Below are 13543 nucleotides of genomic sequence, written 5' to 3'. Positions count from 1 at the left end.
TAAGTTAATTTCGCATCAAATTTCATTCTAAAAGAATATAATATAAGTAAGAATTTTACCCTAAAGTAGGATAAGTTACAATCCTTGAAGATGTTAACTTATTCATAGCCTTTCAGTTATTGTTTTATAGCTTCAGGTCTAAATTATGAAATTCATTTCTACACTGGTTTCTGGAATCACAACCGCCATGACAACTCTCACGTTAGTGACAAGCGTGGGAATGGCTCAAATGGCCGAAGTCCCAACACCTAATGCTAAAGGGGATTTTATCACCGCAAAAGTTCAAGGAAATCGAGGACTTTATAATAATATTCATTGGTTGGTTGTTGACCCCGAATCTCTCAACTGTCGGAATACTCCTGAAGGAACCGTTAAAGTTAAATTAGTGACTGGTGCAATTATTAATGCTATTTTTTCTAATAATGGCAAAGGAGATGCAATTGTTCTCAAAAATGGTCAACCTTGGATGAAAGTAGAAAGTATTAATCCGGCTGGCTATCGGTTTAATTCTGGAGTGTGTTATGTTCGGGCTAATTCAAAATATATTGCTCCCATTAATGGAGATTATTTGGATATATTCAAAAAGGAATAAAAGCGATGCGGTTTATTAATCCTAAAACAGATTTTGCCTTTAAAAAAATCTTTGGATCATCGGAAAGTAAGGATATTTTAATCAGTTTCTTAAATGCACTGGTTTATAATTCTGACTCAATAATTCAGGATTTAGAAATTTTTGATCCTTACTTTTCTCCTAAGATTACTGGATTAAAAGATACCTATTTAGATGTTAAAGCCCAACTCAATACCGGTGAAATTGTAATTATTGAGATGCAGGTTTTAAATGTAGAAGCCTTCACCAAACGAGTGTTATACAATGCAGCTAAAACCTATTCATTGCAATTAGATGCTGGACAAGGCTATCGATTTTTAAAACCTGTTATTGCTCTAACGATTACCGATTTTATAGAGTTTGAAAATACTGATGAACTCATTTCTCGCTTTGTATTTAAAGAAAAAGTTCAAAACTTTAATTATTCCGAGAATGAATTAGAGTTAGTATTTGTGGAATTACCTAAATTTCAGAAATCCTTAGAAGAATTAGAAACGTTAACGGATAAATGGATTTATTTCATGCAAAGGGCTAGATTATTAGAATCGGTTCCTGAAACGTTGGAAAGTGTCCCTCAAATTCAACGGGCGTTTCAAATTGCTAATCAAACCAATTTAACCCGTGAAGAATTGGATGAAGTTGAAAAGCGAGAACTGTTTCTACAGGATCAAAAAAATGCGATTACTTTAGCTCAAAATGAAGCAAAACGTGAAAAAGCAATAGAAATTGCTCGTCAACTCTTAAATATTTTAGATGATCAAACCATCAGCCGAACAACAGGATTGAGTTTAGAAGAAATTCAAAATTTGCGTTATTTCCGTTCTTAAACTCTTAACTATCAACACAGATATCGACCATATTTTGCAATAATAGGGGTCTTATTTTGTTGTTGATTCGTTAACCAAGCCCATAATTGATCTCCCCAGGAAAAATGCCACCATTCATTCGGATGTTGTTGAAACCCTGCGGTTTTCATAACTTTGGATAAAATTTGACGATTTTGATGATAGTTTTGTTCCGTTGGGTCTGAACTGTTTTCAAAATAGTTGGGGTAAGATCGAGGAGAAATTTCATCAATTTCCGAACCCATATTCACCCATGTTCCCGTTTCATTCACTAACGTAATATCCAGTGCTGCACCTGTACTATGGGGAGGCGGTGTGGCGGGATCTAAACTCGGAGCAGCCCAAAATTGATAGACTTCTGTTAAGATAGACTGGTGTTGTTCTGCGGAAAGAGAGTGTTGATTTAATCTCCGTTCTTTTAATAACTGATTAAAAGAATAATCTACCATAAATTGTTGCACTTCTACGGGACGGTAGGCATCAAAAATGAGGATTTTCCAGTTAGGATAATTGTCTTGTAAGAGCAATTGTGCGGTTAGTAAACGCTCTAAAACACTTTGTCTTAAATAATAGGGAGAATCTATCGCCGAAAGATGATAAGGCGCACCTAATTTTTGATACGCATGGGGAGTTTCTACGACAAATGTTTCTAAGGGAATCTTAACAAGAGGTTCACCGCAGTCTTGAATAATAATTTGTTGATAAGGTTTCATAATATTTGTTAATTTTAAGTAGTAAACCTTGAAGGGCTTAGAGTCCTGAAGGACTCACTACGGTTAAGAGTTTCGGGATGCAATGACCGCATAAAAGGGATCGCTTCCTCCCATTCCTAACATTTGCATAAACAGAGGCGTTTTAGATTGGTTAGAAATAACTTCTGGGGAACTAAAACCGGGTAAATGATTGATTTGAACTGAATTAAAATATCCTTTTACTAATTCAATACGATTTGCTTCTGTTTCTTCTCGCCAAGCTGCGATCGCTTTTTGATAAAACATTCGATTAGAAAAGCTAATAATGGAAATTCCACCGGGTTTTAAAATTCGATGAATCTCTGATACAATGGCTTCAGGATATTGTAAATATTGAATCGAGACACAGATTAAAACCGCATCAAAATCTTGATCTGATAGGGGAAGTTTAGGATTTTGGTTTAAGTCTTGAATAAAATAATGATCAAGTTGAGAATTTTTAGCTAATTCTTCTTCGTTCATTCCATGTCCTTCAACATAAGCAAATTCAATGTCATTGGGAAGATGGGACACCCAACTACTCATTAAATCTAAAATGCGTGTTTGGGGTTTTAAACGGTTTCGATAGAGAGTAGTTAACTGATCAATAAAGGATTCATCGACGTGGGTAACAAAACGAGGAAAAGAGTAAAATAGAGAGTCGTCTGTCTCGTCTAATTTAATCCGTTGATGACGTTGCAGTAACATAATGGGATTGATTAAGCGTGAGTTCAATTTGATCTGGCAATCTGAATATTAAGAATTGTATCCTATTTTCAATTAAATGGCTATAATGATTCTAATATTGATTTATTAGTCAAAAAACAAGATTCAGAATCGATCTGAAAAATACGATAGGAACTCATGCCTCGTACACCTATATTAACCTTTGATCGGGGTACATTATTATTACATCCACCTCCACAAGGGAAAAGCTGGATTGATTTTGCGACCTGGGATGATCGGGTAGAAAAATTTAGAATTCCTGCTTATTATTATCGTAGCTTAGTGGAAACATTACGCAAAAATCAAGTTGATTTTATTGATCAAGCTCAAAGTTTTAATACTTTAGAATTAACCCCTAGTTTTGAAATGCCTCCCTATCTTCATCAACAGGAAGCCTTAGAAGCTTGGCAACAGGTGGGAAGCCAAGGGGTTGTTGTTTTACCCACGGCTTCTGGGAAAACTTATTTAGCTCAATTAGTCATGCAAGTGACAGGATATAGCACTTTAATTTTGGTTCCGACATTGGATTTAATGCACCAATGGTATGCCCATTTATTGGCAGCTTTTCCTGATATTGAAATCGGATTATTAGGGGGAGGATCGAAAGATAGAACCCCAATTTTAGTGGCAACTTATGATAGTGCAACGATTCATTGTGAAACGTTAGGAGATAAATATGGGTTATTGATTTTTGATGAATGTCATCATTTACCAACGGATTTCTATCGCGTCATTGCTGAATATTCCCTCGCCCCTTATCGGTTAGGATTAACAGCAACCCCTGAGCGTTCTGATGGTAGACATAGTGATTTATCGATCTTAATTGGGTCTACCGTTTATCGAAAAACACCGGAACAGTTAGCCGGAGGAGCATTAGCAAGCCATAAAGTTGTTCAAATTTTAGTTAAACTTTCTCCTAAAGAACGAGAAATTTATCAAGAACAAATGAAAATCAGAAATGAATTTATTAAAGAGAATAATATTAAATTATCGAGTTTAGATGGATGGAAACAATTTGTGATGTTAAGTGCGCGATCGCCTTTAGGAAGACGGGCAATGTTAGCCCACCGACAAGCGAAAGATATTTCATTATGTACCAAGGGAAAATTAAGAATATTAGCTGATTTACTGGCTCAACATTATCCTGAAAAAACCTTAATTTTTACTGCGGATAATTCTACGGTTTATCGGATTTCTCAAGCCTTTTTAATTCCGGCTATTACTCATCAAACCCCCATTAAAGAACGCCATGAAATTTTAACTAAATTCCGAGAAGGAGAATATAAAACCCTGGTTGCATCCCATGTTTTAAATGAAGGGGTTGATGTTCCCGATGCTAAAATTGCAATTATTTTATCAGGAACCGGATCAGAACGGGAATATATTCAACGGTTAGGGCGAGTTTTACGCAAGGGAAATACCCCCAATAAACAAGCGATTTTGTATGAAGTCGTTACGGAAGATACCAGCGAGGAACGTACCGCCCAACGTCGTAAAGGAGAAACGAAATCTAAACCCCAACCCCCGAAAAAAGCCTCGAATTCTGGTTATCAACAATTAGATATTTTTCAACCCACTCCTTTATATAGTCGCCCCAATTCTCAAAGCAAACGAGTTGCTGAATCTTCTGAACAATGGAATTCTTCTGAAGAATCTGAATATAATAGGGAACAGGGAACAGGGAACAAGGAACAGGAAGACGGAAAAGACTTTAATATCTAGTTTTTTTGATCAGGTTTTGTTAATCACTGTGTTTGTCTGACTACTCTATGATATGATTTAAAAATATAATTTTTTACAACAATCTTGTGAATTTAGGAACCTTAATTTCTAATGCTACCTTCTGAACTTTTAAGTTATAAACAACAGGGAGAAACGGTTATTCCCCTCCGTTTAAATATTGATACAAAACATATCAATCTAGCAACGGATGTGATTCAATGTTTTGAAGAATCTGTGAATCAAACCCAAGGAGAACTGAATAAAAAGTTACAGGAATTTGAAGGGGATAGTCCTGACTATCGGTTGAAACGAGGATTAGCACATTTATTAAGGAGTAGTTTTTGTACCTTTGAGGTTGTTAGTCCCTTAGAACCTGTAGAATTACGACAAAAAGTATTTGCATTAGCGGCGAAAACTGTACCCAGTTCGGTGGCGACAGAACACACCTTAGAACAGGTAGCGACTCAACTCAGCCAAGACTTAAATCGAGAGGTTTTACCTTATCAAATTTTAGCGGGTCTTTATGCAGATTTACAGGAAAATCGGATTTTAACCCAATTAGATTCTCCCACTCCAGAAGCGTTATTACATCGGTATAATTTATCTCAAGTTCAGGGTATTTTCTATCAAGCCAGCCAAATTATTATTAACGCCTATCGCAATGACCCAGGGGAATATAAATTATTATTTCGATATTTAAAATTATTCCAATTAATGACTTATATTGAAGGAGATGCAGATCAAGGATTTACCTTAACCATTGATGGGCCGACCAGTTTATTTAAAGCTAGTACCCGCTATGGTTTATCTTTAGCTAAAATGATTCCGGCTTTACTTCATGTCACAAAATGGAGTTTAAAGGCAAAATTACAACAACGTGACCCCTATACTCGTGTGGTGAGAACGGGTTATTTTAGTTTGAATTCGGATTGCGGTTTGGTCAGTCATTATCCACCGGGTAAACCCTATGATAGTATGATTGAACAATCCTTTGCTGAACGTTGGAATAAGTTAAAAACAGAATGGAAATTAGAACGAGAAGTGGATTTAATTCCGCTTCCGGGGAGTGTAATGATTCCTGATTTTCGGTTAGTTCATCCTGATGGACGAGTGTTTTTATTAGAGATTATTGGCTATTGGCGACCGGAATATTTACAGAAGAAGTTTTATCAGGTGCAACGTTCTGGATGTGATACTTTAATTTTAGCGATTTCTGAACGGTTGAATTTAGAAAATGCTGGAATTAATATTAATCGTCTCCCGGTTCCTGTGGTATGGTTTAAGGATAAGTTATCGCCTAAAGCAGTATTAGATATTTTAGAAAATCAAGCCTAAAATATTAATCATACCCTGATAAAGATTATAGTCAATTTCAATCTATGTAGTAAGCCCTTCAGGGCTATCTTCTTGTAGTTTCAATCCCTGATAGGGATTATAGTCGATTTCAACGAAATCATAGCATGAAATTAAAAAAGGCTGAATCAGAGTTTCAATCCCTATCAGGTGCTGAAACTCTGATTTCAACATCGAGTTAATTAGTTTCGTATATCAAGGATTATGTTTCAATCCCTGAAAGGGATTATAGCTGATTTCAACTTACCAAATTCAATGGAGCAAAAAACAATGTTTTTGTTTCAATCCCTGAAAGGGATTATAGCTGATTTCAACAATCCATAATAGGCACCACTGCAAAAAATTAGTATGTTTCAATCCCTGAAAGGGATTATAGCTGATTTCAACAGAGGCTGGGGAAGTGGTCGGCAGAATTTGTGGGTTTCAATCCCTGAAAGGGATTATAGCTGATTTCAACTTCGTCTTTGACACCCCCTAAATACCCAGGGCTGTTTCATTCTAATTTTTTGCGATCGCTAAACCTTTGATCTGGGGCAAGTTTTAGACCCTATTTAAACAGAAAATATCAAAACTGTTGAAATAATTCTCCTTTTCTTTACAGAAAAAGGCTTTTAGAGTTTAGCGATCGCATTTTCGATCCGAGAATGAAACAGCCCTGGGGTTGGGGCCAGGGCTGTTTCATTCTAAAAAAATTAGGTACACAAAAGGCAAAGATAATTGATATTGTCGGCTATCATTCTTTGAGTTGTTGTGGGAGAATGATAGCCGTTAATTCTGAGAAGATTAAGGACAATACTTCTGATAATGGCGAAGTTTTGTGCAGCCCAACCTGAGCGAATCTTAGAACTATCTTCACGGAATAAAACATCCCTTATCCAATGATTTTGGTTTTCGATTAACCAATGTTCTCTAATCTTCTCCCCGAATTCTTCCGCACTAATCAGTATACTGCTAATGTAGTAAACTCTCTCGTAGTAAGGCTTTGCTTTTCTAATTCCGCTTCGAGTTACACAAACAAAGCTCTTAATTCCTTTCCAATAATTTTGATTAATACAACTGAGATTATCGAAAACTTCTACCCTTCGGGTAATCTGTCTTCCCTTTGTATTATCTTGACTAATATGCTGGTCTACACTTTCACAGCTTTCTCGTTTCATCTCTAACATTTCATACAGCTTTTTTTGGTTCTTCTTGACGGCGATGATATAGTGGTTTTTGCTCTTAATAATAACTTCTGTGGTTTTTTTTGGCAATGAAGGGCATCTAAGGTAAAGACTGCATCCTCTAATCCCAAGGTTTTAATTAAGTTTTGCACCACTATTAGTTCACTATTAGACTGACTTAACCATTCTGCCATTCCCGCTATTAATCCTTGAGTTGTGCTATACACTGACACAACTTGTACAAATTGTGTATAATTTTCTTCTAAGGTTTTCTGGCTTCCTCTTAGAGTTTTTCCATCCACTGCATACCACCTCCTCCCTTCCGGTTCCATCGTCGCGATCGCCCAATTATTAAACACCGATAAAAATTCTTCAAAGTCTATCCCCATCATCACTCTACGGATTGTTGAATAAGAGGGTAGACGGTTTTTAGGGACTTTCAATGTTTGAATTAATGCTTCCTTATGTCTTGTTACAAAATCTCCTAATGCTCTGTATCCTAAATATCCGCTCATTGTTCCCATAATTACAATCAGCAATACTAACCATAACGGGTGTCTTCTCCCTTCATTAATTCGGAAGTCTTTAATTTTTTTCAGTTCTTCTACCAGATTTGTTTCCATTGTTCATTCCCCAGAAGTTTCTCTTCTATTTTAGCAGTCTCTTCTGCGGAATGAAACAGCCCTGCCTAAATACCTTAATTGTTTCAATCCCTGAAAGGGATTATAGCTGATTTCAACAATCCCACGTAATTAGCTATAATTCTAAGTCCTTAGTTTCAATCCCTGAAAGGGATTATAGCTGATTTCAACTTTGGATTAGGGAGATCACCTTCAGTAATCACCCGTTTCAATCCCTGAAAGGGATTATAGCTGATTTCAACGGACGTTCATTAATGATAGAAGCCAACCGCATAAGTTTCAATCCCTGAAAGGGATTATAGCTGATTTCAACGTTTTTTAGGGTCTGGAACTGAGATAGCGCCACCTAGTTTCAATCCCTGAAAGGGATTATAGCTGATTTCAACTTCTATAAGAATTTAACTGACTTAACGACGCTTGTGTTTCAATCCCTGAAAGGGATTATAGCTGATTTCAACGTTTATTGATGCTTTTGAGCAAGAATATCAAGAGGGTTTCAATCCCTGAAAGGGATTATAGCTGATTTCAACTAGCCTTGCATAAATTATCATCAAATTGTTTAGAGTTGAATCCGTTTCAATCCCTGAAAGGGATTATAGCTGATTTCAACGTCTCCAATCAACATCACGGATTTTGCATTCATACGTTTCAATCCCTGAAAGGGATTATAGCTGATTTCAACTTAAGCCTTTACCTTTTTTAAAAACTACAAGAATGTTTCAATCCCTGAAAGGGATTATAGCTGATTTCAACTTCAACGCCCTTTTTACAAATCATTGGTGCTGTGTTTCAATCCCTGAAAGGGATTATAGCTGATTTCAACCAACCAGATGAAGCCTTTTAGTGAGCGAGGGAGGCCCTGCGTTTCAATCCCTGAAAGGGATTATAGCTGATTTCAACAATTGCGGGTTTCAAATTCCTTGATTCCGAGGGCGTTTCAATCCCTGAAAGGGATTATAGCTGATTTCAACGACAAAGTACGAGAGTTTTTCTGGGAAGAATTAAGGTTTCAATCCCTGAAAGGGATTATAGCTGATTTCAACGATAGGGAACCCCCAAGTCATCGGTAAATTCATTGTTTCAATCCCTGAAAGGGATTATAGCTGATTTCAACAACTGATACACTTGAAGCAACATATAGAAACCAATTGTTTGGTTTCAATCCCTGAAAGGGATTATAGCTGATTTCAACTATCCCCATTTTTTCGCCTTCGTAGTCAGGGCAAAGTTTCAATCCCTGAAAGGGATTATAGCTGATTTCAACTTTATAGAGCCACGTCAAGGGTTCGGACTTCGACGTTTCAATCCCTGAAAGGGATTATAGCTGATTTCAACTAGACTTGCTTAATATAATTCCATTGTCATCAACGTTTCAATCCCTGAAAGGGATTATAGCTGATTTCAACATCGCTTCTGGCAATTCCAAAAAGCATGGCGGTTGTTTCAATCCCTGAAAGGGATTATAGCTGATTTCAACGAGAGGGAAAATTGAGGGGCCTCCATAAATATTGGTGGTTTCTGTTTCAATCCCTGAAAGGGATTATAGCTGATTTCAACTTTGATGTAAATGATTTAAGAAACATTCCTTCTAGTTTCAATCCCTGAAAGGGATTATAGCTGATTTCAACTTATTATATTTGATGGATTAGAACCTAAAAACTGGTTTCAATCCCTGAAAGGGATTATAGCTGATTTCAACAGGAGTGGAATAAAATTTATGCCAACTAAATTACAGTTTCAATCCCTGAAAGGGATTATAGCTGATTTCAACTATTTCGGGGGAAACTTTAGCCAATCCTTTGAGGCGTTTCAATCCCTGAAAGGGATTATAGCTGATTTCAACTGATGAAATCACCACGATTGAGGTGATTAACCAGAGTTTCAATCCCTGAAAGGGATTATAGCTGATTTCAACGCATACTTAGTCAAGGTCAGGGAGAATTAACAAGTTTCAATCCCTGAAAGGGATTATAGCTGATTTCAACTAAAACCACAACAACATCAGGAAGAAGTACAACAGGTTTCAATCCCTGAAAGGGATTATAGCTGATTTCAACCAGGGTTGTTATTTTCCCATTCCCGATAATCGATGTTTCAATCCCTGAAAGGGATTATAGCTGATTTCAACTCTTGAGTTGCAGCGACGTGGACTTGGTGCCCGAATTGATGTTTCAATCCCTGAAAGGGATTATAGCTGATTTCAACACTTTATTAAAGGCGGCACTGGTGCGGGTGCGATTAGCGTTGTTTCAATCCCTGAAAGGGATTATAGCTGATTTCAACACATTCCAGCTTCAAATCTAGCATACGCGCGCGAGAGTAGCGTTTCAATCCCTGAAAGGGATTATAGCTGATTTCAACTCTGGTCTTGCGCTAACTGATATGTGCAAATGTGTTTCAATCCCTGAAAGGGATTATAGCTGATTTCAACGAGGAAATCATTTACCCTTACATCTGAGCAGAGATGTTTCAATCCCTGAAAGGGATTATAGCTGATTTCAACCCAAGAAGCTACAGAAGAAGTGAAAGAACCAAAGGAGTTTCAATCCCTGAAAGGGATTATAGCTGATTTCAACCTGGGATGCTCGTTAGGTATCGCTGAGAGAATCGTTTCAATCCCTGAAAGGGATTATAGCTGATTTCAACAATTCCGGCAGAAACGAACGAAGCGGTCAAGCTGTTTCAATCCCTGAAAGGGATTATAGCTGATTTCAACGTTGAGGTCTTAAAGTGAGCCATTGGATTAAGGTACAGTTTCAATCCCTGAAAGGGATTATAGCTGATTTCAACTCCCCTGTCATTGACCGAGCGTGCGACATGAGAGTTTCAATCCCTGAAAGGGATTATAGCTGATTTCAACCAATCCAGTCGCATCCTCTAGATTCTCTGGTTTGTTTCAATCCCTGAAAGGGATTATAGCTGATTTCAACGCAATAAATAGAGGGGATATGCTGAGAAGTACAGTTTCAATCCCTGAAAGGGATTATAGCTGATTTCAACCGCAGGCTTCTGAGAGCCTTAATCTATGCAGTTTTCAAGGTGCGATCGCGCTAACCTGATCTGAATATACCATTTCAGCCATCGACTTAGCAACAGGCAAAAATCAAAAAACGCTAAAACCCTCTTCAGATATAGCGTTTAAGAATTGCGACAACCTAATTTAACCTTGAAGAAGCCCCAAACCCAGAACAGACAACAGTTTCAGACGTGAATTTCAGCCCTGGTAATTTCAACAGCGATAGGTTAGCGCAACTTCGGGGGATGCTCAAATATTAGAGGATGAGACGGTTTATGACTTCAATTTGAATAATCTCTTAATTTTGTTGAACTCGGATAAATTCAATATGGGGTAAAAGGGGATCTTTAATCATACCAATTCCCGCAAAACCCCAGCGCTGTAAAATCGGTTTAATTTGCGAACCTGTAATTGATTCTACCGCAAATCTATCTTTCAAATCCCCCGCGTGTTTGTTTAAATAACCCAAGGCATCAAATTGTTCTGAAAATAATAATAAATAACTTGATGGCTTATCCGGGTCAGGACGGGCGGTGACATAACGGCCATCAGATCTCGCTCGTAAAATATAATAAACTTCTGAAAACATTTTAACACAATCCTCAGCGTTTTAAAACAAGATGAAACGATGGAGAACCCTCGGATTTTAACGTAAATCTTCTAACTTTATTCGCGGGTCAACGGCTTTTAAGAGTAAATCTGCTAATAAATTACCGATAATTAACATCACCGCCCCCATCATTAAACTTGCCATAACTAAATATAAATCCTGCTGTTGTACCGCTTGCAAGATTAATTTACCTAATCCCGGCCAATTAAAAAAGGTTTCCGCAATAAAAGCTCCTCCTAATAAACTGGCAAATTCAAAGCCTAATAAGGTAATTAAAGGGTTAACTGCATTGCGGAGGGCGTGAATATAAATAACGCGATTTTCAGGGAGTCCTTTCGCCCTAGCGGTTTGAATATAATCTTGACGTAAAACATCTAAAAGCTGCCCCCGCATTAACCGTTGTAACCCAGCAAAACTGGTAATACTTAAGGCTAAGGTTGGTAAAATACTATGCCAAGCAATATCCGCTATTTTTCCCAAGGGAGATAAATCTGGGAAATTAATACTGGTCATCCCGCCAACGGGAAATAAGGGGGAGGTTTTTTGAGCTAAAAACAATAATAATAAAGCTGTGATGAAACTGGGAAAGCCTTGTCCGGTGTAACTAATCACTTGTAAAAATCGGTCAATGAAACGGTTTTGATGAACCGCCCCAACAATGCCTAACGGAATTCCAATTGCCCAAGTGATAATTAAGGATAAAATTGCTAATAATAACGTAGCCGGAACTCGTTCTAAAAGCAAAGAGGTAACAGACCGTTGATTGGCAAAACTATAGCCAAAATTGCCGTAACCAACAATTTGCCCTAACCAAAACCAATATTGTTCTACAGCCGATTTATCAAGGTGAAATTTTACTCGCAGTTGGTCTAAGGTTTCCTGGGAAATTTGAGGATTATTTGAAAGGTTATCTAAATAATCTCCAGGGGCAAGCTGAGTAATGGTAAAACATAAAGCGGAAGCTAAAAATAGCGTTAAAATGGCTTGTAATAATCGCTTACCAATATAGACAAATGTTTCATTCATCATCTGGCTTTTCCCCTTTTATAACCTGCAAATAACGTCACGGAAAACCGATAAAAATTAATCGTATTCTAACAAACTAATCACCGGAACATCGGGCAATTGTACCCGACCGTTTAAACCCGTGAGTTCCACAACAAAACAAAATCCAGCAACGGTCGCCCCCGCTTGTTGAACTAATTCAGCCGTCGCTTTTGCTGTCCCACCTGTGGCAATTAAATCATCTACAATTAACACCCGATGTCCTGATGAAATTGCATCTTGGTGCATTTCTAAACAATCCGTGCCATATTCTAATTCATATTCAGCCCGATAGACGGCGGCGGGTAATTTTTTCGGTTTACGGATAGGAACAAACCCCACGTCTAATTGATAAGCTAAAGGCATTCCAAATAAAAATCCCCTCGACTCCATTCCGAGAATATAGTCAGGAGACAAAGGACGACATTTTTCCGTTAAACAATCAATGGTATACCGCAGTCCTTGGGGGTCTTGTAACAAAGTCGTAATATCTCGGAATAAAATTCCGGGTTTAGGAAAATCGGGAATTTCCCGAATGAGAGACTTTAAATCCATGAGTATTGTAATCAACGAGAAGATCGAATAGACTCAGGGAAATTGTCTCTCATTCTGTGCGCTCTGTCGAGTTATTTTTTCCCTTTGTGTTTGCTGTCTTCATCAGGAAAACGAATAATATCATCGTCCCCCAAATATTCGCCATTCTGCACTTCAATCATCACCAAAGGAATCACCCCAGGATTTTCCACGCGGTGGGGGGTATTCATGGGAACATAGGTGGACTGTTTCGGAAGCAGTAAAGTTTCCTCACCCCCACAAACGACTTTAGCGGTTCCTGCCACTACAATCCAGTGTTCACTGCGATGATAGTGCATTTGGGTACTGATATGATAACCTGGATTGACGACAATGCGATTAATTCGGTAGCGATCGCCTTCTTCAAGTAAACTCACCTGACCCCAAGGCGGTGTCCGAGTTGTACTTTCTTCGGAAATAGGGGTTTGTGCAGTTTTATCTGTGCTCATAATTCTTGTCAGTATCAGAGAATACCAATTTTATAACCTAATTTTGGGGTTAAAATCCCT

The 13543-nt window shown here is 37.7% G+C and carries 10 protein-coding genes, 1 pseudogene and 1 CRISPR repeat array; of the genes and pseudogenes, 4 read left to right on the top strand and 7 right to left on the bottom strand.

What is annotated here, in order from left to right; all coding sequences use genetic code 11:
• The first annotated feature begins 145 nt into the window (after window positions 1-145).
• Together NMK36_RS03655 and NMK36_RS03650 are read left to right on the top strand one after the other, a co-directional pair.
• Window positions 146-592 (top strand): hypothetical protein, encoded by a 447-nt coding sequence (locus tag NMK36_RS03655; RefSeq protein ID WP_072720318.1) that lies wholly within the window; start codon window positions 146-148, stop codon window positions 590-592.
• A gap of 5 nt (window positions 593-597) precedes the next feature.
• A complete protein-coding gene (locus NMK36_RS03650; RefSeq protein ID WP_072720319.1) occupies window positions 598-1437 on the top strand; it encodes an Rpn family recombination-promoting nuclease/putative transposase in 840 nt (279 codons plus the stop codon).
• Window positions 1438-1448: 11 nt separating this feature from the next.
• Here NMK36_RS03650 and NMK36_RS03645 read toward each other — a convergent pair whose 3' ends face one another.
• Together NMK36_RS03645 and NMK36_RS03640 are read right to left on the bottom strand one after the other, a co-directional pair.
• Window positions 1449-2168 carry a M15 family metallopeptidase gene (locus tag NMK36_RS03645; protein ID WP_072720320.1) on the bottom strand — a complete coding sequence of 240 codons (720 nt, stop codon included), beginning with the start codon at window positions 2166-2168 and terminating at the stop codon, window positions 1449-1451.
• Window positions 2169-2231: 63 nt separating this feature from the next.
• Window positions 2232-2894: a methyltransferase domain-containing protein gene (locus NMK36_RS03640; protein WP_254173011.1), complete on the bottom strand. Its 663-nt coding sequence runs from the start codon at window positions 2892-2894 to the stop codon at window positions 2232-2234.
• A gap of 156 nt (window positions 2895-3050) precedes the next feature.
• Here NMK36_RS03640 and NMK36_RS03635 point away from each other — a divergent pair, with 156 nt between their 5' ends.
• Both NMK36_RS03635 and NMK36_RS03630 read left to right on the top strand, forming a co-directional pair.
• A complete protein-coding gene (locus NMK36_RS03635; RefSeq protein WP_254173010.1) occupies window positions 3051-4634 on the top strand; it encodes a DEAD/DEAH box helicase in 1584 nt (527 codons plus the stop codon).
• A gap of 111 nt (window positions 4635-4745) precedes the next feature.
• Entirely contained in the window at window positions 4746-5969 is a 1224-nt protein-coding gene (locus tag NMK36_RS03630) for a DUF790 family protein (RefSeq protein WP_072720323.1), read from the top strand.
• Window positions 5970-6679: 710 nt separating this feature from the next.
• On the opposite strand, the pseudogene NMK36_RS03625 reads toward NMK36_RS03630, so the two are convergent.
• The 5 genes and pseudogenes from NMK36_RS03625 to NMK36_RS03605 all read right to left on the bottom strand — a co-directional run bounded on the left by NMK36_RS03625 (window position 6680) and on the right by NMK36_RS03605 (window position 13483).
• Window positions 6680-7773: pseudogene (locus tag NMK36_RS03625) on the bottom strand (ISAs1 family transposase).
• Between the two features lie 80 nt (window positions 7774-7853).
• Window positions 7854-10791: direct repeats of the CRISPR family, unit length 37 nt; unit sequence GTTTCAATCCCTGAAAGGGATTATAGCTGATTTCAAC.
• Between the two features lie 314 nt (window positions 10792-11105).
• Entirely contained in the window at window positions 11106-11396 is a 291-nt protein-coding gene (locus tag NMK36_RS03620) for a hypothetical protein (protein ID WP_072720324.1), read from the bottom strand.
• A gap of 57 nt (window positions 11397-11453) precedes the next feature.
• Window positions 11454-12446, bottom strand: a complete 993-nt coding sequence (locus NMK36_RS03615; RefSeq protein WP_254173009.1) for an ABC transporter permease — start codon at window positions 12444-12446, stop codon at window positions 11454-11456.
• A gap of 54 nt (window positions 12447-12500) precedes the next feature.
• Window positions 12501-13016, bottom strand: coding sequence for an adenine phosphoribosyltransferase (locus NMK36_RS03610; protein ID WP_254173008.1), 516 nt, complete (start codon window positions 13014-13016; stop codon window positions 12501-12503).
• Between the two features lie 71 nt (window positions 13017-13087).
• A complete protein-coding gene (locus NMK36_RS03605) occupies window positions 13088-13483 on the bottom strand; it encodes a phosphomannose isomerase type II C-terminal cupin domain (RefSeq protein ID WP_072720327.1) in 396 nt (131 codons plus the stop codon).
• Window positions 13484-13543 lie beyond the last annotated feature (60 nt).

Origin of the sequence: Planktothrix pseudagardhii (assembly GCF_904830925.1) — a bacterium.
Lineage (GTDB): Bacteria > Cyanobacteriota > Cyanobacteriia > Cyanobacteriales > Microcoleaceae > Planktothrix > Planktothrix tepida.
Note: the sequence above shows the minus strand (reverse complement) of the source record. Positions and strands in the feature narration are given on the sequence as shown.

What these genes read in the sequence shown, in the direction of transcription:
- NMK36_RS03655 (WP_072720318.1), top strand. Translation starts at nt 146, where the DNA reads ATGAAATTCATTTCTACACTGGTTTCTGGAATCACAACCGCCATGACA.
- NMK36_RS03650 (WP_072720319.1), top strand. Translation starts at nt 598, where the DNA reads ATGCGGTTTATTAATCCTAAAACAGATTTTGCCTTTAAAAAAATCTTT.
- NMK36_RS03645 (WP_072720320.1), bottom strand. Translation starts at nt 2,168, where the DNA reads ATGAAACCTTATCAACAAATTATTATTCAAGACTGCGGTGAACCTCTT.
- NMK36_RS03640 (WP_254173011.1), bottom strand. Translation starts at nt 2,894, where the DNA reads ATGTTACTGCAACGTCATCAACGGATTAAATTAGACGAGACAGACGAC.
- NMK36_RS03635 (WP_254173010.1), top strand. Translation starts at nt 3,051, where the DNA reads ATGCCTCGTACACCTATATTAACCTTTGATCGGGGTACATTATTATTA.
- NMK36_RS03630 (WP_072720323.1), top strand. Translation starts at nt 4,746, where the DNA reads ATGCTACCTTCTGAACTTTTAAGTTATAAACAACAGGGAGAAACGGTT.
- NMK36_RS03620 (WP_072720324.1), bottom strand. Translation starts at nt 11,396, where the DNA reads ATGTTTTCAGAAGTTTATTATATTTTACGAGCGAGATCTGATGGCCGT.
- NMK36_RS03615 (WP_254173009.1), bottom strand. Translation starts at nt 12,446, where the DNA reads ATGATGAATGAAACATTTGTCTATATTGGTAAGCGATTATTACAAGCC.
- NMK36_RS03610 (WP_254173008.1), bottom strand. Translation starts at nt 13,016, where the DNA reads ATGGATTTAAAGTCTCTCATTCGGGAAATTCCCGATTTTCCTAAACCC.
- NMK36_RS03605 (WP_072720327.1), bottom strand. Translation starts at nt 13,483, where the DNA reads ATGAGCACAGATAAAACTGCACAAACCCCTATTTCCGAAGAAAGTACA.